The organism is Mesorhizobium denitrificans, assembly GCF_003403035.1.
In the GTDB taxonomy this organism is placed as follows: Bacteria; Pseudomonadota; Alphaproteobacteria; order Rhizobiales; family Rhizobiaceae; genus Mesorhizobium_G; species Mesorhizobium_G denitrificans.
This window is the reverse complement of sequence record NZ_QURN01000015.1, coordinates 32625-58310: the sequence shown is the minus strand read 5'-3', so window position 1 is coordinate 58310 and position 25686 is coordinate 32625. Positions and strand designations below refer to the sequence as shown.

At 57.8% G+C, this 25686-nt stretch carries 25 protein-coding genes and 1 tRNA gene; 22 read left to right on the top strand and 4 right to left on the bottom strand.

What is annotated here, in order from left to right:
- Positions 1-29: 29 nt before the first annotated feature.
- On the bottom strand, positions 30-1064 hold the full coding sequence (hemB, locus tag DY251_RS17540) for a porphobilinogen synthase (RefSeq protein ID WP_116625257.1): 1035 nt from the start codon (positions 1062-1064) through the stop codon (positions 30-32).
- Between the two features lie 163 nt (positions 1065-1227).
- Between hemB and DY251_RS17535 the strand changes: the two genes are divergently transcribed.
- The 14 genes from DY251_RS17535 (at position 1228) to DY251_RS17470 (ending at position 16306) form a co-directional block, all read left to right on the top strand.
- Entirely contained in the window at positions 1228-2262 is a 1035-nt protein-coding gene (locus DY251_RS17535) for an enoyl-CoA hydratase/isomerase family protein (RefSeq protein ID WP_116625256.1), read from the top strand.
- Positions 2259-2684 carry a DUF6163 family protein gene (locus DY251_RS17530; RefSeq protein ID WP_116625202.1) on the top strand — a complete coding sequence of 142 codons (426 nt, stop codon included), beginning with the start codon at positions 2259-2261 and terminating at the stop codon, positions 2682-2684. The genes DY251_RS17535 and DY251_RS17530 overlap by 4 nt, the downstream gene beginning before the upstream one ends.
- A gap of 187 nt (positions 2685-2871) precedes the next feature.
- Positions 2872-3387 carry a transcriptional regulator LdtR gene (gene ldtR, locus DY251_RS17525; protein WP_116625201.1) on the top strand — a complete coding sequence of 172 codons (516 nt, stop codon included), beginning with the start codon at positions 2872-2874 and terminating at the stop codon, positions 3385-3387.
- Positions 3388-3718: 331 nt separating this feature from the next.
- Positions 3719-4990 (top strand): L,D-transpeptidase family protein, encoded by a 1272-nt coding sequence (locus DY251_RS17520; RefSeq protein ID WP_116625255.1) that lies wholly within the window; start codon positions 3719-3721, stop codon positions 4988-4990.
- 83 nt (positions 4991-5073) lie between these two features.
- A complete protein-coding gene (locus tag DY251_RS17515; RefSeq protein WP_245416022.1) occupies positions 5074-6147 on the top strand; it encodes a D-alanine--D-alanine ligase family protein in 1074 nt (357 codons plus the stop codon).
- Positions 6148-6236: 89 nt separating this feature from the next.
- Positions 6237-7892 carry a Na+/H+ antiporter gene (locus DY251_RS17510; RefSeq protein WP_116625200.1) on the top strand — a complete coding sequence of 552 codons (1656 nt, stop codon included), beginning with the start codon at positions 6237-6239 and terminating at the stop codon, positions 7890-7892.
- A 110-nt stretch (positions 7893-8002) separates the two neighbouring features.
- Entirely contained in the window at positions 8003-9313 is a 1311-nt protein-coding gene (gene glyA, locus DY251_RS17505; RefSeq protein WP_116625199.1) for a serine hydroxymethyltransferase, read from the top strand.
- A 186-nt stretch (positions 9314-9499) separates the two neighbouring features.
- Positions 9500-9964: a transcriptional regulator NrdR gene (nrdR, locus tag DY251_RS17500; RefSeq protein WP_116625198.1), complete on the top strand. Its 465-nt coding sequence runs from the start codon at positions 9500-9502 to the stop codon at positions 9962-9964.
- 35 nt (positions 9965-9999) lie between these two features.
- Positions 10000-11064, top strand: coding sequence for a bifunctional diaminohydroxyphosphoribosylaminopyrimidine deaminase/5-amino-6-(5-phosphoribosylamino)uracil reductase RibD (gene ribD / locus DY251_RS17495; RefSeq protein ID WP_116625253.1), 1065 nt, complete (start codon positions 10000-10002; stop codon positions 11062-11064).
- Complete coding sequence (locus DY251_RS17490) at positions 11064-11681, top strand: riboflavin synthase (RefSeq protein WP_116625252.1); 618 nt, start codon at positions 11064-11066, stop codon at positions 11679-11681. The genes ribD and DY251_RS17490 overlap by 1 nt, the downstream gene beginning before the upstream one ends.
- Positions 11682-11752: 71 nt before the next feature.
- Positions 11753-12247 (top strand): 6,7-dimethyl-8-ribityllumazine synthase, encoded by a 495-nt coding sequence (gene ribH / locus DY251_RS17485; protein WP_116625197.1) that lies wholly within the window; start codon positions 11753-11755, stop codon positions 12245-12247.
- The gene (gene nusB, locus DY251_RS17480; protein ID WP_116625196.1) at positions 12244-12744 is read left to right on the top strand and encodes a transcription antitermination factor NusB; all 501 of its coding nucleotides are present in this window, start codon (positions 12244-12246) and stop codon (positions 12742-12744) included. Before ribH ends, nusB begins: the two co-directional genes overlap by 4 nt.
- On the top strand, positions 12741-13943 hold the full coding sequence (locus tag DY251_RS17475; protein WP_116625195.1) for an MFS transporter: 1203 nt from the start codon (positions 12741-12743) through the stop codon (positions 13941-13943). Before nusB ends, DY251_RS17475 begins: the two co-directional genes overlap by 4 nt.
- A 215-nt stretch (positions 13944-14158) precedes the next feature.
- Positions 14159-16306 (top strand): sodium-translocating pyrophosphatase, encoded by a 2148-nt coding sequence (locus DY251_RS17470; protein WP_116625194.1) that lies wholly within the window; start codon positions 14159-14161, stop codon positions 16304-16306.
- A gap of 73 nt (positions 16307-16379) precedes the next feature.
- On the opposite strand, the gene DY251_RS17465 is transcribed toward DY251_RS17470, so the two are convergent.
- A complete protein-coding gene (locus DY251_RS17465) occupies positions 16380-16892 on the bottom strand; it encodes an outer membrane protein assembly factor BamE (protein ID WP_170971399.1) in 513 nt (170 codons plus the stop codon).
- Between the two features lie 113 nt (positions 16893-17005).
- On the opposite strand from DY251_RS17465, the gene DY251_RS17460 reads away from it, so the two are divergent.
- The 8 genes from DY251_RS17460 to DY251_RS17425 all read left to right on the top strand — a co-directional run bounded on the left by DY251_RS17460 (position 17006) and on the right by DY251_RS17425 (position 22610).
- Positions 17006-17554 carry a ubiquinol-cytochrome C chaperone family protein gene (locus DY251_RS17460; RefSeq protein ID WP_116625251.1) on the top strand — a complete coding sequence of 183 codons (549 nt, stop codon included), beginning with the start codon at positions 17006-17008 and terminating at the stop codon, positions 17552-17554.
- Positions 17551-18126: a YceD family protein gene (locus DY251_RS17455; RefSeq protein ID WP_245416020.1), complete on the top strand. Its 576-nt coding sequence runs from the start codon at positions 17551-17553 to the stop codon at positions 18124-18126. Before DY251_RS17460 ends, DY251_RS17455 begins: the two co-directional genes overlap by 4 nt.
- A gap of 92 nt (positions 18127-18218) precedes the next feature.
- Positions 18219-19301, top strand: a complete 1083-nt coding sequence (gene plsX / locus DY251_RS17450; protein WP_116625193.1) for a phosphate acyltransferase PlsX — start codon at positions 18219-18221, stop codon at positions 19299-19301.
- Positions 19298-20269, top strand: coding sequence for a beta-ketoacyl-ACP synthase III (locus DY251_RS17445; protein ID WP_116625192.1), 972 nt, complete (start codon positions 19298-19300; stop codon positions 20267-20269). The genes plsX and DY251_RS17445 overlap by 4 nt, the downstream gene beginning before the upstream one ends.
- A 101-nt stretch (positions 20270-20370) precedes the next feature.
- Positions 20371-20694, top strand: coding sequence for an integration host factor subunit alpha (locus DY251_RS17440; protein WP_116625191.1), 324 nt, complete (start codon positions 20371-20373; stop codon positions 20692-20694).
- A gap of 103 nt (positions 20695-20797) precedes the next feature.
- On the top strand, positions 20798-21346 hold the full coding sequence (locus DY251_RS17435) for a MerR family transcriptional regulator (protein ID WP_116625248.1): 549 nt from the start codon (positions 20798-20800) through the stop codon (positions 21344-21346).
- An 88-nt stretch (positions 21347-21434) separates the two neighbouring features.
- A tRNA-Pro gene (locus DY251_RS17430) sits at positions 21435-21511 on the top strand.
- A 436-nt stretch (positions 21512-21947) separates the two neighbouring features.
- Positions 21948-22610: a glutathione S-transferase family protein gene (locus DY251_RS17425; RefSeq protein ID WP_116625190.1), complete on the top strand. Its 663-nt coding sequence runs from the start codon at positions 21948-21950 to the stop codon at positions 22608-22610.
- A 203-nt stretch (positions 22611-22813) separates the two neighbouring features.
- On the opposite strand, the gene DY251_RS17420 is transcribed toward DY251_RS17425, so the two are convergent.
- Both DY251_RS17420 and DY251_RS17415 read right to left on the bottom strand, forming a co-directional pair.
- Positions 22814-24094: an O-antigen ligase family protein gene (locus tag DY251_RS17420; protein WP_116625189.1), complete on the bottom strand. Its 1281-nt coding sequence runs from the start codon at positions 24092-24094 to the stop codon at positions 22814-22816.
- A complete protein-coding gene (locus DY251_RS17415; RefSeq protein ID WP_137113833.1) occupies positions 24091-25596 on the bottom strand; it encodes an undecaprenyl-phosphate glucose phosphotransferase in 1506 nt (501 codons plus the stop codon). Before DY251_RS17415 ends, DY251_RS17420 begins: the two co-directional genes overlap by 4 nt.
- Positions 25597-25686 lie beyond the last annotated feature (90 nt).

The window sequence follows — 25686 nt, the reverse complement described above, 5'->3', positions numbered from 1 at the left end:
CCGAATAGATGGGAATTTTGCCCGCGTGTTCAAGCGGTAAGAAGCTTGGCTGCTTGCGGCGCGAAATAGGTCAAAATTCCATCGCAGCCCGCGCGCTTGAATCCCAGCAGACTTTCCATCATGGCGCGCTCGCCGTCGATCCAGCCATTCGCCGCTGCTGCTTTGATCATCGAATATTCGCCGGAAACCTGATAGGCGAACATCGGCACATTAAACTCATTCTTCAACGTGCGAATAATGTCGAGATAGGGCAGGCCAGGCTTGACCATCAGCATGTCCGCGCCTTCCGCCAGATCCTGCTCGGCCTCGCGCAGCGCTTCCGCCGCATTTGCCGGGTCCAGGTAATAGGTCTTCTTGTCGCCTTTCAGCAGACCGCTGGTGCCGATTGCCTCGCGATACGGTCCATAAAACGCCGACGCGAATTTCGTGGCGTAGGACATGATCGCAACGTCCTGAAACCCGCCGGCGTCGAGCGCGTCACGGATCGCGCCAATGCGCCCATCCATCATGTCCGAAGGCGCTATAATATCCGCGCCTGCGGCCGCCTGCATCACTGCCGCCGCCGCAACTTGTTCAACCGTCTCGTCGTTCACGATCACGCCGTTGCGCAAAATGCCGTCATGGCCGTGGTCGGTAAACGGATCGAGTGCTGCGTCGGTGATAACGCCGATCTGCGGCACGGCTTCCTTGATCGCGCGTGTGGCGCGGTTGATAAGATTGTCCGGGTCCAGAATATGCGAGCCTGTCAGATCCTTCCGTGCGCCATCGACGCGCGGAAAGGTAGCGAGTGCGGGAATACCGAGCTTTGCCGCGCGTTCTGCTTCCTTCACCGCCAGATCGATGCTCACGCGCTCGACGCCCGGCATTGCGTCAATCGGCTCGCGCACATTCACGCCGTCCACAAGAAAAATCGGCCAGATCAGATCGTCCACCTTCAGGTGATTTTCCTGCACCAGCCGCCGCGACCAATCCGCCTTGCGCATACGGCGCAACCGACGCGATCCCGTGATCTCGTCAACGCTGCGGCCACCGATTGCGGCCTTGAGGGGGCTGTGCTTGTTCATGGCTGCCTCTGGCATTCGCTGAATGTCGGGGCTTGTAGCATGTTGCGCGCGTCCACTCCAATGCGGCGCACCGCCGCCCTGCGGCATTGACGTGCAATGCGCCTCCGCGTAACTCGCAAGCTTGTGTTTTTGGGGAGGCGTCATGGCAATTGAAGCCAAGGTTCTGGATTTCGACGGTGGCGACGAAGTGCGCTTTGAGCATATGGGCGCCGCTGGCGTCATAACCATGACACGCCCGCAGGCGCTCAACGCTTTGAACCATCGCATGGTAAAGGCCATGTCGGCCGCTCTGCATCATTGGGAACGTGAGGCAAATGTCGCGTTGGTCGTCATCAAGGGCGAGGGCAGGGCGTTCTCCGCAGGCGGCGACCTCATGGCCATATACAATGGCCGCGAAAATCCGCCCATCGAGTTCTTCGCAGACGAATATCGCCTGAATCGCCAGATCGAGCGGTTCCGCAAGCCATACATCGCGCTTATCGATGGCATTGTCATGGGTGGCGGTGTCGGCGTCTCGTTCCACGGTTCGCACCGTGTTCTCACCGAAAACGCTCAGTTCGCCATGCCGGAAGTCGGCATCGGCTTTTTCCCCGATGTCGGCGGCAGCCATTTGCTGCCAGACCTTGCCGATAATTTCGGCATGTATCTCGGCCTCACCGGCACGCGCGTCAAATGGGGTGATGCGCTTTGGTCCGGGCTCGCGACCCATCCCGTCAAGTCCGAAAACCTCGGTGCCTTGCTCGAGATGCTGGCGCGCAATGGTGAAGCCGAAGGCGTGCTGCGCAACTTCTTCACCATGCCCCCGCGCGAAACGCCGCGTGATGTGTGGGAAAAGATCGACACATGGTTTGGCGAAACCAGCCTGCATGGCATCTTCGCCGCGCTGGAGAAAAACGCCGGCAACACGCAGGCTGATAGTTTGCTCGCAACCATGCGCACGAAATCGCCGACCAGTATGCGCGTAACCTTCCACGAAATTGCGCAGGGATTGTCGCGCTCGATGGAAGACTGCATGCGGATGGAATTTCGCATTGTCAGCCGCATGCTGGCTGGGCATGATTTCTATGAGGGCATTCGCGCGGCAATCGTGGACAAGGGCTCCAAGCCACATTGGAAGCCGGGCTCCATCAAGGAGGTTTCGGATTCAGATGTTGAAGCCTATTTCGCGCCGCTGCCTGGTGGGGATTTGACCTTTTGAACGCGTTCTCGACACGCCGCGCCAGCATTGAACCGTCCAGCGCAGACCTGGCGTTCATGTGGTTTCAGCGTGTCATTGCGGGCTACTGCCTGCTGTTCGGCGTTCTTTACTGGATCAGGCTGATCGGCTTTCATCCCGGTTCGTTGTGGCGGTTCGACCTTATGCCGATCCACTGGCAGGTCGCGAGCGTGTGCCTCGCGGCGTTCTTTCCGTTCGCTGCTATCGGCCTTTGGATGAACGCGTCATGGGGTGCCGTGATGTGGTTTATCTGCGCCGTGGCAGAAACGACGATGTATCTCGTCTATCCGCATATGTTCGGCTATCGGCTACCGATTGTCATCGCACATACGGCGGCAATAACCATCTATGCGGCGCTCTGGTATCTTGTTTATCGCGAGCGTAAAGCAGCGCAGGAAGACTAGCCCGCGGGCAAATAGTTAAAAAAGTATATTTTCGGTACAAATTTTTAACCATGTTCAGAAACCACTGGTCTTTAACCTTTTATTAAGGCTGGCGTTTAAGTCGAATTTTAAAGGTGGCCGTTACCGTTCGGGGCAAGGTGGCACAAAAAACAAAAAGCCACCGGGCGACAAACGAAAGGTAATAACCATGATCAACTCGCGTCCGGCGGCGACACCCGCCCCCGCGTCTGGCGATCGCCGCGAGGCTATTCGCACGCTATACATGGAATCACTTCAGCTTGTTGAACGTCTTCATCGGCGTTTGCTTGACGTTATCAAAGATGAGTTTGACCGCGCTGGTCGCTCAGACATCAATGCCATTCAGGCGCTGCTGCTATTTAACATTGGCAATGCAGAACTGACGGCGGGCGAGTTGCGTTCTCGCGGTTACTATCTTGGCTCGAACGTTTCTTACAATCTCAAGAAGCTAGTCGAACTAGACTTCATAAATCATCAGCGCTCGCGCATTGACCGTCGTTCGGTCCGCATAAGCCTCACCCCGAAGGGGCAGGACATCGCTGAGGTGGTCGGCAAGCTCTACGAGCGTCACATCGGCTCCATCGAGCAGGTCGGCGGCATCAATCAGGATGAGTTCAAGCAGATGAACCGGGCCCTTCAGCGTCTGGATCGTTTCTGGAACGACACCATCGCATACCGCATGTAAGCGCTCGCGCGCATCATATCTCTTGTCGCCTAAGGGGTGCCTTTCGAGGCGCCCCAAGGCCATTTCCTTATCCAGCCATTTGTGATGCAGCATTGCCACGCGCTGGTGCCCAGTTGCGCGTTCACGCCCGCTCTCACGTCATTGTAGGTTGAGCGGGCCAAACTAAGGCCATATTCGCGTGGATACCGAGATTTCATTGAGGGAAATCGCGCCAATTGACCCGACGGCAAATATATCAGTCGTCTAATGGGTGGCGTGCGGTGAAACAATGTTAAGGTTGACGTTTTAAAAACGGGCAACCGACATTTCGTTACAGGTGGACGCTGTGGATTTGAATAAGAGCAGACGGTTTTTCCTTGCTGGGACTGGCGCATTGGCGCTCTCGGCTGTTGCAAAGGCCGCGATGGCGCAGGCACAAGAGCAGGATTTCCTGAGCGATGTACTGTCCTCGCCGCGTCGGGGCAATTGGGATGACACGTTTGACGCCCAGGTTTCGGCCAGTGGCCAGCAGGGCAAGATTTCGACCACGCAGCCGATCTTCTCCCCGCAGACGATTGCGTACACCCAGCAGGCCATCAACGATTATCGCAATCTTGCTTCCCAGGGTGGTTGGCCGCAGGTTCCGGCCACCAAGAAACTCCAGCTTGGTGTTGACGATCCAGACGTGCAGGTGCTTCGCCAGCGGCTCATCGCGTCGGGTGATCTTGCGCGCGAAGCCGGTGTCTCCTCTGCGTTCGATACATATGTTGATGCCGCGCTCAAGCGTTTCCAGAAGCGTCATGGCCTTCCGGCAGACGGCGTTACCGGCAAGTACACTTTCGCTGCGATGAATATTTCTGCGCAGGTTCGTCTTGGCCAGTTGGAAACCAATCTGGTTCGCTTGCAGTCAACGACGGATCTCGGCCAGCGCTACGTGCTGGTCAATATTCCGGCAGCACAGATCGAGGCGGTCGATAATGGTCGCGTTGTGCTTCGCCACACCGCTATCGTCGGCAAGATCGATCGTCAGACCCCGATTGTGAACTCGCGGATCAACGAGATCATCATCAATCCATATTGGAACGCGCCGGAATCGATCATCCGCAAGGACATCATTCCGCTGATGCGCAAGAACCCGAATTATCTGACTGACAACAACATCCACATCATCGGGCCGGACGGGCAGGAAATTCCGCCGACGTCAATTGACTGGAGCACGGAAGACGCAGCGCGTTACCGCATGCGGCAGGATCCGGGCAAGATCAACGCTATGGCATCGATCAAGATCAACTTCCCGTCGCCGGATGGCGTCTACATGCACGATACACCGTCGCAGAGCCTGTTCAACAAGCTGATGCGTTTCGACTCGTCGGGCTGTGTGCGCGTTCAGAACGTGCGCGATCTGGTTACATGGATTCTCAAGAATACGCCGGGCTGGGGCCGCCAGCAGATCGAAGATGCGATCAAGGCTGGCGAGAACCACCCGATTGCGGTTGCCGATCCGGTTCCGGTGCATTTCCTGTACATTTCGGCGTGGTCCACCGGACCGGGCGTTGTCCAGTTCCGCGACGACATCTATGGCCGCGACGGTGTTGACGAGTTGCAGATCACTTCCGCACTCTAAATATTCGAAATTGACGAAAAGCCGTTCGAAATGTTTGGACGGCTTTTTTCTTTTGCGCGCACCTGCCGTGGAGGAAAATTCTCGTGACCGAAGGTGAGAAGCTGCGCATTGGCGTTCTGTTCGGGGGGCGATCGGCAGAGCATGATGTTTCAGTGCTGTCTGCAACCAACGTCATGAGCGCGCTTTCCCCGGAGGCATATGATGTCGTGCCCATTTACGTTACGCGCGAGGGCAGGTGGCTGCTAAGCAGCTTCGAAGCAGGTGTTCCGGCGAAACCGTCCAGCGGGACGCAGCTATGTCTGTTGGCGGGCGGACGTGGCGAGGTGATAGCTGTCTCAGAAGAGGGCATATCTCACCCGTTTCCGAAGCTCGACATTCTGTTTCCGGTTTTGCATGGCCTCCACGGAGAAGACGGCGCGGTGCAGGGTATGGCAGAAGTGGCGGGCTTACCACTTGCTGGCTGCGGCATCCTCGGCTCCGCGAACGCGCTCGACAAGGATATCGCCAAACGCCTTTTCAACGAGGCGGGTATACCTTCCGCGAATTCCATCACCATCTATCTCAATTCCTCGCCCACATTCGATGAGTTGCGGCAAAAGCTTGGCTTGCCGGTTTTTATCAAGCCTGCGCGCCAAGGGTCCTCGGTGGGGGTCAGCAAGGTCTCGAGCGAAGCAGATTACAATTCGGCGCTTGCGGAAGGCTTTCGCCATGACAGCAAGCTAATCGCAGAAGAGTTTATTCAAGGCCGCGAAATCGAATGCGCCGTTTTGGAAGACGAGCATGGCGGTCTGTTCGTATCCAGGACTGGAGAGATTGCACCAGCGCTAAGCCACGGCTTCTACACCTACGACGCCAAATACATTGATGCAGATGGTGCGGCGCTGATGGTTCCTGCGGATATTTCGAACGAGATCGAAGATGAAGTCCGCGCGCTTGCGCTAAGGGCCTTCAGCGCACTTGGCTGCGACGGCATGGCTCGAGCGGATTTCTTCCTCACGGCCGACGGACGAATCTTCGTCAACGAACTCAACACAATTCCCGGTTTTACCGACATCAGCATGTATTCCAAGGTGATGGGCGCTAGCGGCGTGAGCTATCCAGAAATCATCGATCGCCTCGTCGCGCATGGAATTGCCCGAGCGAAACGCACTCTGTAGCCTGACAAATAGAATTTGCTCGCAAATTCACCCGTTTCGCGACAGAACTGTAGTGCATTCAACTTGCCGCAAAGGCAGTGTTTTGAAGCATGGCAACAGTCACGCTAATCCTCGTTCTACTATTAACGGTGGCCGTATCGGGTCTGTTGATCCGGTTTGTGAAAATTCCGCTTCCGATCCTCCAGATTATCCTCGGCGTGATCCTAGCGCTGGGCGGCATGAACATCAGCATGAACCCGGAATTGTTCATGCTCATTTTCGTGCCTCCGCTGCTGTTTCTTGACGGGCATCTCGCGCCAAAGCGCGAACTTCGCGAGCTGATGTACCCGATCCTTGGGCTTGCGTTTGGCCTTTCACTTATCACCACACTTGTGTTCGGCTACGCGCTCAACTGGCTCATTCCGGCTGTTCCGCTGCCAATCGCGTTCGCCTTGGCCGCGGTGCTGTCGCCAACGGATGCGGTTGCCGTCAGTGCGATTGTGGACAAAGAGCGCGTATCGGCCCGCGTGTTTCACGCGCTGGAAGGCGAGTCGCTGCTCAATGACGCGACAGGCCTGGTGATTTTCCGTTACGCAGTTGCCGCCGCGCTTACCGGACAGTTTTCCCTCGTCGATACTGCCGGCAGTTTCGTAGGTGCCGTGACCGGCGGCGTGTTTTGTGGGCTGTTCGTATTCTGGGGAACAGCGGCGCTGCTCACCTATGTAGCGCGCGTGGGCGAAGTTCGGCCGCAAGTGCAAGTGGTATTAGTCATGCTGGTGCCTTTCGCGGCCTATTTGCTGGCGGAATATTTCCACGCGTCCGGTGTTCTGGCGTCCGTCACTGCTGGCCTTTCGTTCGGTGTTTCGAGCCTGCTGTCGCTGCGGCATTTGCCGCTCAATCTTCCGCTCAGCGTGCCTGCGCGAATGCAAAACGCTGCCTTGACCGAGTTGCTGTCCTTCATTTTCAACGGCGCGATCTTCATTCTTCTCGGGCTTCAGTTGCCCGAGATAATACGACGCACACCGCCTGAACTGTCGCTTTATGGCTCGCGCCCTGAACCTTTTCTGGCCGTTTTAGTTCTGACGATTATCCTGCTTCTCATCCGGTACATCTGGATTGATCAAACCTCGAATATTCGGGCTTGGATCGCGAAGCGTCGGGGTATCAATCGCCCGCGTCTCAGTTATGTGGGCAAGCTGGTCATGGCATTTGCGGGTGTGCGCGGTGCCATCACTTTGGCCGGCATTCTCTCCCTGCCGCTTGCAATGCCGGATGGCACGCCGTTCCCAGCGCGCGATCTCGTTATTTATATCGCTGCGGGCGTGATCATCTGCTCAATGATCATCGCCAGCCTGGCGTTGCCGCCGCTTATTGGTCACATGCCGTTGGAAAGCTCGGATGTTCTGGCGAATGAAGAGCGATCGGCGCGCCTTGCTGCGGCCGAGGCTGCAATTGCCAAAATCGAGGAGCTCGCCGAAACGGCGACCGATAGCGTGGAGGAGGCCGAAGCGCGCCGGTCGGTCGCTGCGCAACTCGTCGCGACTTATCGCCAGCGCATTATTTCCATGCAGGCGGGTGCGCTTGCCGCTCGCACTGTTTCGCCGGTCATGACCGAGATGCAACAGGCTGCGCTGGTGGCGGAGCGCGCCGTGCTTGTGCAACTTGCTGCGCGGGACGAGATCAACGACACCACCATGCGCGAGATTCTGTCTGAAATAACAATGCAGCAGGCGCTGCACGGCGGGCGGAAAAATCCGCTGAAATAGGCAGTCGCAAAAGAGCCAGCAAAATTCGGATTGCGGCGGTGACTTTCACTGTCCGGTCGTGATATTGCGCACCAATTCCCATTGCCCGACCATTATAGAGGGGAGCCGACATGTCACAGGCGCAAGCGGCATCAAATGCCGATACATTTTTCACTGCTCCGCTTGAGGAAATCGATCCGGAGATTTTCGGTGCGATCCGAAAGGAGCTCGGTCGCCAGCGTCATGAGATTGAGCTGATCGCGTCGGAGAACATCGTTTCCCGCGCGGTGCTTGAGGCGCAAGGGTCGATCATGACCAACAAATATGCCGAGGGTTATCCGGGCAAGCGCTACTATGGCGGCTGCCAGTTCGTGGACATTGCCGAGGAACTGGCTATCGACCGCGCGAAAAAGCTGTTCGATTGCAAGTTCGCCAATGTGCAGCCCAACTCCGGCAGCCAGATGAATCAGGCCGTGTTTCTCGCGCTGCTCCAGCCGGGTGATACCTTCATGGGCCTCGACCTCAATTCGGGCGGCCACCTCACCCACGGTTCGCCGGTCAATATGTCGGGCAAGTGGTTCAAGGTTGTTTCCTATGGTGTTCGTGAGGACGACCACCTGCTGGACATGGACAAAATCGAACGTCTCGCTCACGAGCACAAGCCGAAGCTCATCCTTGCTGGCGGCACTGCCTATTCCCGTATCTGGGACTGGAAGCGCTTCCGCGAAATCGCCGATTCCATCGGCGCTTATCTGATGGTCGACATGGCTCACATCGCTGGTCTTGTTGCCGGTGGTCAGCATCCGTCGCCGCTGCCCCATGCGCATGTCGTCACCACCACCACCCACAAGTCCCTTCGCGGTCCGCGTGGTGGCATGGTGCTGACCAATGACGAGGACATTGCCAAGAAGATCAATTCGGCAGTTTTCCCCGGCTTGCAGGGCGGACCCCTGATGCACGTCATCGCTGCCAAGGCCGTTGCTTTCGGCGAAGCCTTGAAGCCTGATTTCAAGGTTTACGCTCAAAACGTCGTTGCCAATGCGAAAGCGCTTGCTTCCTCCTTGCAGGAAACCGGCCTCGACATCGTTTCCAACGGCACCGACAACCATCTGATGCTGGTCGATCTGCGTCCCAAGAATGCCACCGGCAAGCGTGCCGAAGCTGCCCTTGGTCGCGCGAACATCACCTGCAACAAGAATGGTATCCCGTTCGACCCTGAAAAGCCGTTCGTAACCTCCGGCGTGCGTCTCGGAACGCCTGCTGGAACCACCCGCGGGTTCGGTCAAGCCGAGTTCCGAGAGATCGGCAAACTGATCTCTGAAGTGCTCGACGGTTTGAAGGCTGCGAACTCGGATGAGGGCAATGCATCGGTCGAAGCGGCGGTGAAGGCCAAGGTCGAAAAACTGACCGGACGCTTCCCACTTTATCCGTATCTCGGCTGATTTTAAGCGCAAAATCCGGTTTTTACGGCCGTATTTTTCTCTAATTCGGGCGTTTTGCGGCCAGAAGCACTGGTTTTACGGTGCAAAAATCGCAGTTTTGGCGGGCTGGGAGCCATTCTCGGCCCGCTTTTCGTTTCGGCGAATATCCACTAAGTCATAGTTCAGAGATTCCCCGAAAGGTTTTGAATGCGCTGTCCCTACTGCCAATCGGAAGACACACAGGTAAAGGATTCCCGCCCTGCGGAGGACGGTTCCGCGATTCGTCGCCGCCGGGTCTGCCCGGATTGCGGTGGTCGGTTTACAACCTTCGAGCGCGTGCAATTGCGCGACCTGACGGTGGTCAAGAAATCGGGCCGCAAGGTTCCCTTTGATCGTGATAAGCTATTGAGATCAATGCATATTGCGGTTCGCAAGCGCAATGTCGATCCGGATCGGGTAGACCGTGCGGTGACCGGTATCGTGCGGCAATTGGAAAGCTCTGGAGAAACCGAAATCGCATCCGAGGAAATCGGCAAGCTTGTAATGGAAGCCCTGAAATCCCTTGATGAAGTCGCCTATGTGCGGTTTGCCTCAGTGTATCGAAACTTCCGGGAAGCCAAGGATTTCCACGAAGTTCTGGGCGAATTGCGCGGCGATGAGGAACCGGAGTGAGTTCAGTTGCCGATCCTGAAACCGACCGCCAATTTATGGCGGCGGCGATACGCTTCTCTCGTCGGCATCTTAGCCTGACCGGCACGAATCCTTCGGTCGGAACGCTAATTGTCCGCGATGGAGTGATCGTCGGCAGGGGTGTTACGGCGCTTGGCGGACGGCCCCACGCTGAGCCTCAAGCCATTGAAGAAGCAGGCGAATTGGCGCGCGGAGCTACCGCATATGTAACGCTGGAACCTTGCGCGCATCATGGCCGTACACCACCATGTGCCAATGCGCTGGTCGCTGCTGGCGTCGCCCGCGTGGTGGGCGCGGCGAACGATCCTGACGAGCGTGTTTCCGGCAAGGGCTATGCGATTTTGCGCGCCGCCGGCGTCGAAGTCACCGAGCGCGTGCTCGCCGATGAAGCTGCCGATTTGATGTCCGGCTATCTGGTTCGCTCGGTCAGAAAAAGACCGGAAGTCATTCTAAAGCTTGCACTTTCTTCTGACGGAATGATTGGCAAGAGGGGTGCGGGGCAGGTGAGTATAACTGGCCCTGTCGCGCGTGCGCAGGTGCATCTCATGCGTGCCGAATGCGACGCTGTGCTGGTTGGTGTTGGCACTGCAATCGCTGATGATCCGGACCTTACCGTTCGGCTTTCGGGCCTTCAAAGCCGTTCGCCTTCAAGAATTGTGCTTGATCCATCGTTGCGCCTGCCTGTCTCGGCAACGCTGGTGCAAACTGCGAACTCGGTTCCTACATATCTCACGCCTGATCAGAATGCAGATCAATCAAGGCGTGAAACCCTTGGCTCGCTTGGTGTTCGGTTCCTCGCCAGCGAAATGCATGAGGGTCGGATTGCCCTGCCGGAACTGCTGGAAGATCTGGCCGGGCAGGGCATGTCCCGCATTTTTGTCGAAGGCGGTGCCGATACCGCAAGAGCGTTTTTGATGGACGATTTGGTGGACAGAATAATTCTGTTTCGCGGACCTGATGCGATCGGTTCCGAAGGAATTCTGTCGCCTCTGGATGAAAACAACATACCGCAAGGCTTTGAAATGAAACGCAAAGAGCATTTTGGTGCTGATCTTTGCCGCGAATGGGTCAGGAAGCTCTGATGTTTACAGGCATTGTCACAGATGTCGGGCGCGTCGCGTCGATCAAGCCGCTGGCCGAGGGTATTCGGCTGCGTATCGAAACTGCATATGACCCGGCAACTATTGAAATCGGCGCTTCCATTGCCTGTGCCGGTGTTTGCCTGACCGTTGTCGGGCTCCCGGAAGCGAATTCGAATTCCCGCTGGTTTGAGGTCGAGGCGTGGGAGGAAGCGCTGCGCCTCACAACTGCCTCTTCATGGCGCGAAGGAACCTGCATCAATCTTGAACGGGCGTTGAAGATCGGCGACGAATTGGGTGGCCACATCGTCTCCGGCCATGTTGATGGCATGGCAGAAATCGTCAGCCGGGAAGCCGAGGGCGATGCGGTGCGTTTCACGCTCGAAGCGCCGCGTGAGCTTGCAAAATTCATTGCGCCGAAAGGCTCTGTTGCGCTCGACGGAACGTCGCTCACCGTCAACAAGGTGGATCGCCAGCGTTTCGACGTGCTGCTTATCCAGCATTCGCTGGGCGTGACGACATGGGGCGAACGGCAGGCCGGGGACCGCGTAAACATCGAGATCGACACGATGGCGCGATATGCCGCACGGTTGGTTGAGGCTGGAACACAAGGATTGTGAAATGTGGCGTTACGAGGCGCTTGCTCTCGTGCTGGCTTCGGCCTAAGTGACCCGCGTTTCTGGAGTACTCAATGGCTGGCATATCAGACCACGGCAAAGCATTCATTCGTCCATCGCGACCGGCGCATTTGCTGATAGTCGAAGCGCGATTCCATGACGATTTGGCGGATGCACTTCTGGATGGCGCGACAAACGCGCTTACCGAAGCTGGCGCGACCTATGATGTCGTGACAGTTCCTGGTTCGCTGGAGATTCCGGGCGTCATCGCGTTTGCGCTGGATGGCGCTGTTGATGGCGGTACTGTGTATGACGGCTATGTCGCGCTCGGCACCATCATTCGCGGCGACACATATCATTTCGACATTGTTGCGAATGAATCGAGTCGTGCGTTGATGGACCTTTCGGTTCAGCAGTCGCTCGCTATCGGCAACGGTATTTTGACCACCGAGAATGACGAGCAGGCTTGGGTGCGGGCGCGCAGAAGCGAAGGCGACAAGGGCGGCTTTGCTGCGCGCGCTGCACTGACCATGATCGCGCTGAAAGAGCGTCTCGGAGGTGGGGCGTGAGCGAATCTGGCGAGAAAGGCGGCGCAACCGTTCGTCACGCAAACAAGCGTGGCGCGGCGAGACTCGCGGCCGTGCAAGCTCTCTACCAGATGGATGTAACCGGCAGCGGGCTTTTGGAAACCACTGCCGAATATGAATCCTTCCGTCTCGGCAAAGAGTTGGATGGTGCGCTTTACCGTGAGGCCGATGCGCAATGGTTTCGTGCCATTCTTTCGGGCGTCGTCGAGAATCAAAAAGCGGTCGATCCGCTGATCGGGCAATCGCTGACCGAGGACTGGCCGCTTTCGAGACTGGATTCCACACTGCGCGCGATCCTGCGCGCGGGCGTGTATGAATTGATGAAGCGCGACGATGTGCCGGTTGCTGTGATCGTCTCGGAATACGTCGATATCGCCAAGGCGTTTTACGACGAGGACGAGCCGAAGCTCGTCAATGCCGTGCTGGATCGTGTAGCGCGCCGGGTGCGTGGCGAGGGTCGGGGCAAGGGGGCGCAATGAGCCTTTCCGCCGCCGATGCCAAGAGAAATGCATTGGTGCTTTCGGCAGCGCAAGCCATTATCGGGTCTGCCAATCCGGTGGCTCTCTCCGTAGGCGGTCTGGTGGGATACGGCCTGCTTGGGCAGGATAAGTCGCTCGCGACCGCGCCGGTAACCGCATTCATTTTCGGCATGGCTGTCGGTGCGCTTCCTGCTGCCGCGCTTGTGCGCGCCGTTGGGCAGCGCAACGGATTTTTGACGGGCACGATTGTCACTGCGCTTGGTGGAATCGTTGCGACCATGGCGCTGCTGCATTCGAACTTCTGGCTGTTCGCGGGAGCGCTGGCGATCCTTGGTGTCGGCAACTCGTTTGTCCAGCAGTTCCGCTTTGCCGCTGCGGACAACGCGCCGCATGAATTCAAAGCGCGCGCGATTTCGTTCGTGCTGGCTGGCGGGGTGGTGACCGCGCTGCTCGGGCCGCAAATCGTGATTTTCACGCGCGAGCTTCTTCAGCCGGTCATGTTTGCCGGGTCGTTTGCTTCGATTATTGTGCTGGCCGCAGTCGGGGCGGCTATCCTGATGTTTCTCAGGCAGCCCTCGAAAAACGCCCAATCGTCTGGAGCGGCGCAATTGCCTGCGCGGCCGCTCGGAGAGATCGTGTCTGAACCACGCTTTCTCGCAGCAATGATTTGCGGCGTTGGCTCTTATGCGCTGATGAGTTTTGTTATGACCGGCGCACCTCTGGCGATGGTCGGCTGCGGCTTCACGACAGACGAAGCGACGCTCGGTATTTCATGGCACGTCATGGCTATGTTCGGGCCAAGCTTTTTCACGGGCAGGCTGATCCAGCGCTTTGGCGCGGAAACGATCGTTGCGATTGGTCTGGGCCTGCTCATCATGTGCGCCGTGGTGGCGCTGTCGGGTATCGAGCTTTGGCAGTTCTGGACGGCGCTGATCCTGCTCGGCATTGGATGGAATTTCGGCTTTATAGGCGCGACGGCGATCGTCTCCGAAACCTACCGCCCGTCCGAAAAAGGCAAGGTCCAAGGCTTCCACGATCTGGTGCTTTTCTCCAGCGTCGCATTTGCGTCGCTGATGGCCGGCGCGACGTATAATGCGTGGGGCTGGGATATGCTCAACTGGATCGTATTCCCCGTTTGCTTCGTGTGCATCGCCGCTCTGGCGGTCGTTACCTATTCGCGCAAGCGCAAGCTGGCCTGAGGGGTGTGGAATTTCATAGTTTGGATGAAGAGCGCGCGGCCGTGCCTGATGCAAATTCGGCAAAAGCTGGGCAGAATTGCATCCAACATTTGACGGCGACTTGACCCGTTCGGTAAAAGCCGCAACGAATGGGTGAGAGGCGTTTGGCCTTTTCAAAACTTCGCACGGCCCGTGGAGAGGATCTTAGGGGCCATATCCTGAGGAATGTTCCGCAAATGACAATGCTTTACGTAGTCATTCTCTGCGGCGTGCTGTCCATCGTTTACGCGATCTGGGCAACCCAGTCGGTCCTGGCGGCCGACCAAGGCAATGCACGCATGCAGGAAATTTCAGCCGCCATCCGAGAGGGGGCGCAAGCTTACCTGACACGTCAGTACACAACGATTGCGATTGTGGGCGTCGTCGTCTTTTTGCTTGCATGGTGGCTGCTGTCATCGACTGCCGCGATCGGTTTTCTGATCGGTGCGGTGCTTTCGGGCGTCGCCGGATTCATCGGCATGCACGTTTCGGTTAGAGCCAATGTTCGCACCGCGCAGGCCGCATCGAACAGCCTTTCGGCTGGCCTCGACATCGCGTTCAAGTCGGGCGCTATCACGGGTCTGCTGGTGGCTGGTCTCGCGCTGCTCGGCGTGTCGGTCTACTTCTGGATCCTGATCGGACCGATGGGGCACCAGCCGGCTGACCGCGTTGTGATCGATGCGCTGGTCGCGCTCGGTTTCGGCGCATCGTTGATCTCGATCTTTGCACGTCTTGGCGGTGGCATCTTCACCAAGGGCGCAGACGTCGGCGGCGATCTCGTCGGCAAGGTTGAAGCCGGCATTCCGGAAGATGATCCGCGTAACCCGGCAACCATCGCGGACAATGTCGGCGACAATGTTGGCGATTGCGCCGGTATGGCTGCCGACCTGTTCGAAACGTATGCCGTGACGGTTGTGGCGACAATGGTGTTGGCCGCGATCTTCTTCGCAGGAACCGCAACGCTCGGCTCCGTGATGATCTATCCGCTGGCGATTTGCGGCGCGTGCATTCTGACCTCAATCGTCGGCACGTTCTTCGTCAAGCTCGGCGCGAACGGGTCCATCATGGGCGCGCTCTACAAGGGCCTGATCGTGACGGGTCTGCTGTCCATCGTCGGCCTTGCTGCAGCAACGCAGATGACGATTGGCTGGGGCGAGATTGGCAGTGTTGGCGGAATGCCGATAACAGGCACGAGCCTGTTCACCTGCGGTCTGCTTGGGCTGGTGGTTACGGCGCTGATCGTTGTCATCACCGAATATTACACCGGAACCAACAAGCGCCCGGTGAACTCCATCGCACAGGCTTCGGTAACGGGCCACGGCACCAACGTCATTCAGGGTCTTGCGGTTTCGCTGGAATCGACGGCGCTGCCTGCGCTGGTGATCGTTGGCGGCATTATCGGAACCTACCAGCTCGCGGGCCTGTTCGGCACGGCCATCGCAGTTACGACCATGCTCGGCCTTGCCGGTATGATCGTCGCGCTGGACGCGTTTGGCCCGGTCACGGACAATGCCGGCGGCATCGCCGAAATGGCCGGCCTGCCGAAAGAAGTGCGCCAATCGACCGACGCGCTCGACGCGGTGGGCAACACGACCAAGGCCGTGACCAAGGGCTATGCGATTGGCTCGGCGGGCCTCGGCGCGCTCGTGCTGTTTGCTGCCTATAGCTACGATCTGCGGTTCTTCACGGAAAATGCCGCCCAATATCCGTACTTCGCGGATGTCGGGACGGTGTCGTTCGATCTGTCGAATCCCTATGTCGTCGCGGGCCTGATCTTCGGCGGTCTGATCCCTTATCTGTTCGGTGGCATCGCCATGACGGCAGTTGGCCGTGCGGCGGGTTCAATCGTCGAGGAAGTGCGCAAGCAGTTCCGCGAAGATCCGGGCATCATGAAGGGCACCTCCAAGCCGAACTATGCGCGCGCTGTGGACCTTCTGACCCGTGCCGCGATCAAGGAGATGGTCATTCCGTCGCTTCTGCCTGTGCTGGCCCCGCTCGTCGTTTATTTCGGCGTGCTGTTGATCTCGGGCTCAAAGGCTTCGGCTTTCGCGGCGCTCGGTGCATCGTTGCTTGGTGTCATCGTGAATGGCCTGTTCGTGGCGATTTCGATGACCTCCGGCGGTGGCGCATGGGACAATGCGAAGAAGTCGTTTGAAGACGGCTTCACTGACAAGGACGGCGTGAAGCACCTCAAGGGTTCGGAAGCTCACAAGGCTTCGGTCACAGGCGATACGGTCGGCGATCCTTACAAGGATACGGCTGGTCCGGCTGTGAATCCGGCGATCAAGATCACCAACATCGTCGCGCTGTTGTTGCTCGCTGTGCTCGCGCACGGCGCAGCGTAAACCCACCGACGAAACGGAAAACCCGCGGGAGCGATCCCGCGGGTTTTTGTTTGGTTTGCTGACTGAAACCGGATCAGCCGCCGAGCAGCGTCTTGGTCAGGTCGGTGTCGTCGCCGGGTCCGGCGAGAATCTGGCCGAGGAAGGTGCGGTCCTTGCCGCCCGTCGGCGTGGTGCGCGACACGAAGTCGAACAGCTTGCCGTCTTTCATGCCGTAGTTCGCAATCTGCGTCACGCGGTCGTCGGGGCCGAAATACACGGCGAGAACGCGCTGATCGACAAGCTTGGGCTTGGAAAACGCAACGGAACGCCGGCGCGTCTGCGAAATGTAATAGAACGCTTCGTTATCGAAGGTTGCAGTGGTGGAGGGGCTGCCGAGCGCCAACATCACCTGCTCGCGGCTGGAGCCGATTGGAACCATATCGATGGCCTGCTGATCCACGACATAGCCCTGGCTCAGCGTTTCGGATGGCGTGAGATCGCCGAATGTCTTTGCAGTATTGCAGCCTGAAACCAGACCTGCCGCCAGCAGGCTCGCCGTTAACGCGAAGCCGCGTCCCGCCGGGCTCTTGAAAACCGATGCGCTCAACAACAACTCCCTCAGATGCCCAATGCCCTTGCACGGTGCCGCAGAAGCGGTAAACCAGCTTTTTGTCCTATGCAACCAGCGCGGACCGCAATCGAAAGGCCCGACCAATTGTGATTTTCCAGCGTTTTTTCAATCGCGAGCGCGAAAGCAACCGGGAAGTCACCGGCGCCCTTTACGCAGCAATCGTGGCGGCGGCGCGGCAACCGCACTTTTATTCGGCCTGGAATGTACCGGATACGCCGCTGGGTCGATTCGAAATGATATCGCTGCACATGATTCTCGCAATGCGCAGGCTTATACATGGTGTGCAGGCCGAGCGTGACATTGCGCAGGAGCTGACCGACACGTTTTTCACCGAGGTCGATCACTCATTGCGCGAGTTGGGAATTGGTGACGTTTCTGTTCCCAAGCGTATGAAAAAGCTTGCGAAAATGTTTTATGGGCGCGCCGGGTCTTATGGTGATGCGCTTGATGCAAATGATGGGCCTGCGCTGGCGGCGGCCCTGGCCCGCAACGTTGTGCCGGGGCAGCCGGAATGGATGTTTGGAGGGGCGTTGGCGCGCTATGCCTTGGAGGCCGACGCCACGCTTCGTGCGCAAAGCGAAGCGGACGTTCTTGCGGGTCGTCTACGGTTTCCAACAGCGGGATCGACGGGAGAATGATGTTGCGCGAACGTGAACCACATATCGAACGAAGCCCGGTTTCGTTTACGGTAAATGTCGCGCGGCTACCGCAAAAAGGGATGCCCGTGCGCATTGATGCAACCGAAAAACAGCGCGCGGAGCTGGCCGAAGTTCATGAACTTCAACAGGTTGATTCGTTTGTCGCGAATCTGCTGGTTGCGCCGTGGAAGCGCAACGGCGTGAAAGTGACGGGCCGCGTGCAGGCCAAAATCGTTCAAAGCTGTGTCGTTACGCTGGAACCGGTGGAAAACAAGATCGATGAGGAGATCGATTCCGTTTTTCTGCCGGAAAGTTCGAAGCTCGGCCGGGAAGGCTTCGGAATTGGTGGCGAGATCGTGCTGGATGCAGAGGGACCAGACAGCCCTGAAACATTTTCAGGTGATTTAATTGATGTTGGAGCTTTAGCCGAAGAATTTTTCGGGCTAGGGATCGATCCGTATCCACGCAAGCAGGGTGCTTCGATTGAGGCCTCGGAAGAGGAAGATGCGCATGAGGCAGAAGAGGGCGGCTCTTTTGCAGAGAAGTTGCGCGAAGCATTATCTAAGAAGTAAGTGGAGATTCGGCGGTTGTGCAGAAGCGCAAAAGCGCTATTTTCGCGCCACGCAGGCAGGAGACTGCCTGTCAATGAACAAAGGTTAACCGGTTGATCCGAATTTCCATCGATGCAATGGGCGGGGACCACGGTCCGCAAACCATTCTGCCGGCGCTCGCGCAGGTGGCGGAACGGCGCGGCGATGTGCGTTTTCTCATTTACGGACGCGAGGAGGCCATCCGGCCCGTACTGGAGAAGCATCCGCGCATAGCGGCTGTGAGCCAGGTGTTTCATTGCGACGTTATGGTCAAGATGGACGACAAGCCCAGCGCTGCGCTACGGCATGGGCGCTGGAAGTCGTCCATGTGGAAGGCTATCGAAGCGGTGAAAACCGGCGAGGCGGATGCATGTGTCTCAGCGGGCAATACCGGCGCGCTGATGGCGATGTCGAAATTCTGTCTGCGCACAATGGCGAATATCGAGCGCCCGGCGATTGCGTGCATCTGGCCGACGCTGCGCAGCGAGAGCGTGGTGCTGGACGTCGGCGCGACAATCGGCGCGGATGCGCAGCAGCTCACCGATTTTGCGATTCTCGGCGCAGCCATGGCGCGCGCGCTGTTTGAGATCGAGCGTCCGACCGTGGGGCTGCTCAACATTGGCGTCGAAGAGGTGAAGGGGCAGGAAGAGGTGAAGGACGCCGGGCGTATGCTCAAGGCGTCGAACCTCGCATCGCTCGATTACATCGGCTTTGTCGAAGGCGACGACATTGGCAAGGGCACATCTGATGTGGTCGTGACCGAAGGTTTCGCCGGAAATATTGCGCTCAAGACTGCGGAAGGAACGGCGAAGCAAATGGCTTCCTACCTGCGCAGCGCCATGAGCCGCACGCTGATGTCGCGCATCGGCTATGTGCTGGCCAAGGGAGCGTTTGATTTCCTGCGCGAGAAAATGGACCCGCGCCGCTCCAATGGCGGTGTTTTTCTGGGCCTCAATGGCATTGTGGTGAAAAGCCATGGTGGCACCGATGCCGAAGGTTTCGCGGCTGCCATTGAGGTGGCCTACGATATGGTTCGAAACAGGCTGCTCGACAGGATCGAAGCCGATCTCGACCTTTTCCATGCAAAATATCCGCAATCGGCAGGTCTGGGGCCTGAGGACGAAGCGGAAGATACTGATATAGGAACAGACGCTTGATCAGGTCGATTGTGCGCGCAACCGGTTCGGCGTTGCCGCGCCGGATTATGAAAAATACGGATTTCGAAGGTGTCGTTGAGACTTCCGACGAATGGATCGTGCAGCGCACGGGCATTCGGCAACGCCATGTGGCGGCGGATGATGAGACGACGGCCTCACTCGGCGAGGCGGCTGCGCGTGCAGCACTTGCCAATGCCGGGCTTGAGGCCAGTGATCTCGACCTCATTATTCTGGCGACCTCGACGCCGAACAACACGTTTCCTGCGACGGCGGTGGAGATTCAACACCGTCTCGGCATGAGCAATGGCTTTGCGTTCGATATGCAGGCCGTGTGCAGTGGTTTCGTCTATGCCATTACGACCGCTGATCTTTATATCCGCGGCGGGCTGGCAAAGCGCGTGCTCGTGATCGGTGCGGAGACTTTCTCGCGCATTCTCGACTGGAATGACCGCTCGACCTGTGTGCTGTTCGGCGACGGAGCAGGCGCGGTGCTGCTGGAAGCGGCGGAGGGCGACGGCGCTGTGTCGGATAGTGGCATTCTCGCCGCGAGCCTGCGCTCGGACGGACAGCACAAGGACAAGCTGTTCGTTGATGGCGGGCCTTCAACCACGGGCACGGTCGGCCATTTGCGGATGGAAGGGCGCGAAGTTTTCAAGCATGCGGTGGGCATGATTACCGATGTGATTGAAGCGACGTTCTCCGCAGCGGGAATTACGGCTGACGATCTGGACTGGTTTGTGCCACACCAAGCAAACAAGCGGATTATTGACGCTTCCGCCAAAAAGCTTGGAATTGCAGAAGAAAAAGTAGTTATCACGGTAGATTTGCACGGAAATACATCGGCGGCGTCGGTTCCGCTGGCACTTTCGACCGCTGTAAACGATGGCCGCATCAAAAAAGGGGACCTTGTTTTGCTGGAAGCTATGGGCGGCGGGTTCACTTGGGGCGCGGTTCTGCTTCGCTGGTGAAATAAAGAGTGTTTGCAGTCCTTGACCTAGCGGCGGCATTTTTCTAACGTCGCGCGGTTTCATTTTGACCTGTAATTTCAGAACAATAGGGCGACGGCTCCATGAGCGGTAAGACTGTCACACGCGCTGACCTCGCTGAAGCCGTTTATCGAAAGGTGGGACTTTCCCGCACGGAATCCGCGGATCTTGTCGAGTCTGTGCTTGATGAGATTTGCGACGCTATCGTTCGCGGTGAATCTGTAAAGTTGTCGTCGTTCGCGACATTTCAGGTTCGCGACAAGAACGAACGCATCGGCCGCAACCCGAAAACGGGCGAAGAAGTGCCGATTCTGCCGCGTCGCGTTATGACGTTCAAGGCGTCAAACGTGCTTAAGAACCGCATCCTGCGCTCGCATAATCAGCGCAAGGCCAAGGCGGCCAAGTAAAATCTCTCGAACTATCCACTGGCTCTTTTGTGCGTTTGGGTTGAATATCGGCGCGTAAGCCGCTGAAATAGAGTATCGATTCGCCCCACGGAGGTGCGCCGTGATCGAGAAGAGCCCAGACGCGTTCAGAACAATCAGTGAGGTTGCCGAGGATCTCGACCTGCCGCAGCATGTGCTGCGCTTTTGGGAGACGCGGTTTAACCAGATCAAGCCGATGAAGCGCGGTGGCGGCAGGCGCTACTATCGCCCGCAGGACGTCGAGCTTATCAAGGGCATTCGCTACATGCTCTATGATCAAGGCTATACGATCAAAGGCGTCCAGAAACTGCTGAAGGAAAACGGCAACCAGTTCATTGTGGCTTTGGGCAACGGCGATCTGGCGGCAGTGGATGCTATCACCCAGCGCAAACAGGCTGAGGCCGCAGCCGAGGCGGCGGCGAACGCATCGCCTGCGTTGCGCTCTTTGGACGATGAATTGCTGGTTGGCGAATCGAAGGTGAAGCCTTCGAAGCGCTTTTTTGGGCTGGGAAAGTCCGAAGATGGGCCGGTTACGGCGGATTCCGGCAAGCTCTCGCGCGACAACCGCGCGTTATTGCAAGAAGCGCTGTTCGATTTGCTTGAATGCAAGCGCTTGCTGGATCAGGTTCGGTAACTGCGCGCAAATTTGCTGCAACTAAATCGTCCAAAGCCTTATTTGCGCTTGCGGCGGGCGAAGCGAAACGCTAAGCGTTTGCCCGGTTCGGAGCGTAGCGCAGCCCGGTAGCGCACTTGACTGGGGGTCAAGGGGTCGCAGGTTCGAATCCTGTCGCTCCGACCATTTAAATCAATAATTTAGCCCCATGTTTATGTCCTTTTGGACGATTTTTATATTTGGGTCGCCACCGGGTAACGAAGTACGAGAATATTTGAGGAAAGCAGGACAGGGGAAACCCTGTAGCCCTTTCGGACACAAATGACAGAAATGGCTTTATTCGGCTCGTGAACGGCGGGGTGAGAGGCGTTGCGCTACCTTGGGGTTGCGGATCGACTTAAAACCCGTCTGTTCTCGCGTTCTCGGGTCATATTTGGAGGCCCGCGACCCAAGGATTGCGCGCTCCGTTGCAGAGGGGTCATGCAATGAAGCCTACTTCAACGATGAAAAAAATGGTCTGCTGTCGGCGTGACGACTCTTCGCGCGTCCTTGGGTAGATTTTAGAGCGGCAGAATCGCGAACTGACCGCTTGCGTAGCTAACTTTCATAACTGGAGCCAAACATGACTATTGTGCTTTATGGCCATCCATTCGCGTCTTTTGTCTGGAAACCGCTAATTGCTCTGTATGAGCGCGATGTGGCATTCGAATTCAGAATTGTTGATCCTGATCACCCTGAGCATCAGAGGCGTATTGCTGAACTATCGCCTACGGGACAATTTCCCGCGTTGGTCGACGGGGAAAATGAGATCACCGAGAGCAACGCTGTGATCGAATACCTCGACCTCTTTCATGGAAGTGCCGTCCCGATGATCCCAATAGGGGAGCCGGGCAAAGCAATTGAGGCTCGCATGATGGCGGACATATTCGATGATTATATCCATGCTCCGATGCAGAGAATTGTCGGGGATAGCTTGCGCGCTGAGCAAGAGCGCGATGCACGCGGCGTTACCGACGCCCACACGTTGCTGGATCGAGCATATGCTTGGCTCGAACCCCGCTTGCAAGGGAAAGAGTGGGCAACCTGTGATCGGTTTACGATTGCGGACTGTGCCGCCGCACCTGCGCTCTTTTACTCCGACTGGGTACATCCGATTTCAGAGCGCTTTAGCGCAGTCAGAGATTACAGAGCGCGGCTTTTATCGCGCCCTTCCGTCGCCAGGGTCGTTGACGAGGCGCGGCCATATCGCAAATTTTTCCCACTAGGCGCGCCCGACAGAGATTAATCCTACCTGGTGGTGTGATCCACCGCTCACTCGCCTGCGCGCGCGCCTGGAGGAATTGGCATAAATGCTTCGGACCATGCTTCGATGGGCAATTGTCTTGGGAGCTATCGGCTTCTTAGGTGGATTTGTCGGTCCCGTGATCGTTACGCCCGAAGCAAATCAGGGCCCGTTGCTTGGCCTGCTCATAACCGGGCCGCTCGGGTTTATTCTTGACTTGCTAGTCGGTCTGGGGATTTCGCTCTGGCAGGGATACTGACCACGTTTTTTGGCGCTGCTGAGGATGCACTGCGCGCATCGAGCGCAATCGCACCCCAGACAAGGCCGACCAACACGTAGAAGTGCCGCCAGTGGTCGGTGTCGATGATCGAGCCAAGCAGAACATGGCCGAGCAGCGTGACATAGGCACAGATAAAATATGGCTGCCACCAATGCTGCTTGAACAGCAGCTTTGCGCCCACCGCAAGCGTGATGATGATGAGCAGCGCATAGGCCGCAAAGCCTATCCAGCCGTAATCCAGCAAAGCTTTCAGCCAGATATTATGGGTGTCTTCGCCCAGCAGCTTGCCAAATACGAGCGGCCCGATTCCGAAGGGGTTTTGCATCGCCATATCAAGCCCGATGCTATAGCGGCCGAAACGGCCAAACTTGCCGCCGTCATAGTCCTGTTCGAGATGGGCGCGTGCGCTGAACAATTCACCGACGCCCGGCAATTGAAGGATTGCCAGAAGCGCAAGAACTGCGCCGGCTGTAGCCAGAATGCAGAGCACGACAATGCGCAATTTGGTGGCGCCGCGCGTGCGCTGCCCTAGCAGGATGATGGTGAGCAGCAGCGCCGACAGCAAAAACAGGCCCCACGCGCCGCGCGAGAAGGAGAGAAAGATGCCTGCGAGCAGGACAAGGAAAAGCGGGACGTAAATCACAAACCGCGACAGCGCGCCCGTATAGAGGCGGTAGAGCAGGAACGTTGCAGGGGCGACGAGGAACGGGCCGAAGACGTTCGGGTCCTGGAACGCGCCGCTGGCGCGGCCATAGCGGGTGAAAACCTCGCTGCCTGGCAGCAGTCCGAAATATCCGTTGATCGCCAGAAAGGACGTGAGGACAGCAGCGGTGATCCATGCCTGAAATACCGTCGCGTAGAGGTTTGGATGCTTTTCCAGGGCTGCGGCAAAAAATACGGATGTCAGCCCGAGGAACAGCGAAACGGCGATGTAGAGCGGCGCGTCGTCCGGGTGCGCCATCTGCAGAATGGCAAGCGCACCGCCGACATTGAAGACAGTGACGATGCAAAGCAGCACTGCAACCGTGCGCGAAATCGCGAGGCCGAACACGAACCAAACACCGATCAGCGCTGCCATGTAAATCTCGTACGGCGCAGGCTCACCCAGCACGAAGCCGGAAAGACCGACGCCGAGGAAGATCGAACCGGCGGCAGCAAGCGAGATGAGCTTCGCTTGATGCGCCTGCTCTGACACCTGAGCGGTCAATACGCATTCTCCGTATTGAGCAGGCTCAGTGGCGTGAGCAACAATATTTTCAAGTCGAACCAGATCGACCAGTTCTCGATGTAATAGAGGTCGTGCTCCGTGCGCATACGGATCTTTTCGACCGTATCCGTTTCGCCGCGCAGGCCGTTGATCTGTGCCCAGCCGGTGATTCCGGGCTTGACACGGTGGCGGGCGAAATAGCCTTCGACAACCTCGTGATAGAGCTTGTCGCGAGCGACAGCCGACATGACGTGTGGACGCGGGCCAACAAGTGAAAGGCTGCCGTTCAGCACGTTGAAAAGCTGGGGCAGTTCATCGATCGAGGTCTTTCGGATGAAGCGCCCGACGCGGGTGACACGCGGATCGCCGCGACGAACTGCGTTGCGGCCAGTCGGGTCCGCGCGGTCGGTGTACATCGACCGGAACTTGTAGACGTCGATGACTTCATTGTTGAAACCGTGCCGCTTCTGCCGGAAAAACACCGGGCCCTTGCTGTCGAGTTTTATGGCCAGCGCCGTGAGCAGCATGATCGGCGAAACAAGCAGCAGCGCGAAAAGGCCGAAAATGAGATCGAAGCAGCGCTTGGCGACGGAGTCCCAATTGCTGATAGGCCGGTCGTAAAGATCGAACATCGGGACGTTGCCGATGTAGGAATAGGTGCGTGGACGGAAGCTCAGATCGCCGGCGTGAGCTGACAGGCGGATATCCACCGGCAGCACCCACAAATCTTTCAGAAGCGAGCGCACGCGGTTTTCTGCGGTCAGCGGCAGAGATACGATCAGCATATCGATGCGCGCGATGCGGCCAAATTCGATGAGTTCGGCGATTGTGCCGAGCTTTGGATGACCCGCGACCAGAGACGGCGAGCGCTTGTCGTCGCGGTCGTCGAAGATACCGCAAATGCGGATGTCGCTCGCGGGCTGCTGTTCCAACGCGCGGACAAGGCTTTCGGCGCGCTTGCCGCCGCCAACGATAATGGCGCGGCGCTCCATGCGGCCATTGCGCACCCAGCGGCGCGCGATGCGCGAAATGACCAAACGAAGGACGAGAATGGCCGCGAGGCCGAGGAAGAACCAAGCGACGTACCAGACACGCGAAAACTCGTTCGACATGCGCGTGAAAAAGGCCGCTGTCGCCATGAGCGCGAAGGTTGCGCTCCACACCATCAGCAGCGCGCGCAGGATCGTTCTCGGACGGAGCAGGGCTGGAACCTCGTAGGCATCTGCCTGATCGAGCATCAAAACGGCGAATACTGCTGCACCGAGCGAAACGCCCAGATAGTTCCACAGAAGAGCCGGTTCATTGCCGACATAGGCGATGTAAAGCACGAAGCCCAAGATGGAGAGCAGGGCGGTTTCGCCAAGCTGCATGAAGCCGCCGAGCATGACAGGCGATAGCTTGTCTCTTCGATAAAGCTGCGCCACCTGCTGGGCGACAGGATTTAGCCCCGAATGTTCTGCTCGTGACGCTACCGTTTTGACGGTTGAAACAACGCTGGTCATGCTCATTACTGGAAGTCCGCACAATGCTAGGTTGCTGCAATGTGTGGTCAGTACACCTCCGCGACAAGGTCGGCCTTAGGTGGGTCTAGA

Excerpts from the sequence above, each read along its gene's own strand:
- hemB (WP_116625257.1), bottom strand. The coding sequence starts at position 1,064 with ATGAACAAGCACAGCCCCCTCAAGGCCGCAATCGGTGGCCGCAGCGTT.
- ldtR (WP_116625201.1), top strand. The coding sequence starts at position 2,872 with ATGATCAACTCGCGTCCGGCGGCGACACCCGCCCCCGCGTCTGGCGAT.
- DY251_RS17510 (WP_116625200.1), top strand. The coding sequence starts at position 6,237 with ATGGCAACAGTCACGCTAATCCTCGTTCTACTATTAACGGTGGCCGTA.
- glyA (WP_116625199.1), top strand. The coding sequence starts at position 8,003 with ATGTCACAGGCGCAAGCGGCATCAAATGCCGATACATTTTTCACTGCT.
- nrdR (WP_116625198.1), top strand. The coding sequence starts at position 9,500 with ATGCGCTGTCCCTACTGCCAATCGGAAGACACACAGGTAAAGGATTCC.
- ribD (WP_116625253.1), top strand. The coding sequence starts at position 10,000 with ATGGCGGCGGCGATACGCTTCTCTCGTCGGCATCTTAGCCTGACCGGC.
- DY251_RS17490 (WP_116625252.1), top strand. The coding sequence starts at position 11,064 with ATGTTTACAGGCATTGTCACAGATGTCGGGCGCGTCGCGTCGATCAAG.
- ribH (WP_116625197.1), top strand. The coding sequence starts at position 11,753 with ATGGCTGGCATATCAGACCACGGCAAAGCATTCATTCGTCCATCGCGA.
- DY251_RS17475 (WP_116625195.1), top strand. The coding sequence starts at position 12,741 with ATGAGCCTTTCCGCCGCCGATGCCAAGAGAAATGCATTGGTGCTTTCG.
- DY251_RS17470 (WP_116625194.1), top strand. The coding sequence starts at position 14,159 with ATGACAATGCTTTACGTAGTCATTCTCTGCGGCGTGCTGTCCATCGTT.
- DY251_RS17455 (WP_245416020.1), top strand. The coding sequence starts at position 17,551 with ATGATGTTGCGCGAACGTGAACCACATATCGAACGAAGCCCGGTTTCG.
- DY251_RS17440 (WP_116625191.1), top strand. The coding sequence starts at position 20,371 with ATGAGCGGTAAGACTGTCACACGCGCTGACCTCGCTGAAGCCGTTTAT.
- DY251_RS17425 (WP_116625190.1), top strand. The coding sequence starts at position 21,948 with ATGACTATTGTGCTTTATGGCCATCCATTCGCGTCTTTTGTCTGGAAA.
- DY251_RS17415 (WP_137113833.1), bottom strand. The coding sequence starts at position 25,596 with ATGACCAGCGTTGTTTCAACCGTCAAAACGGTAGCGTCACGAGCAGAA.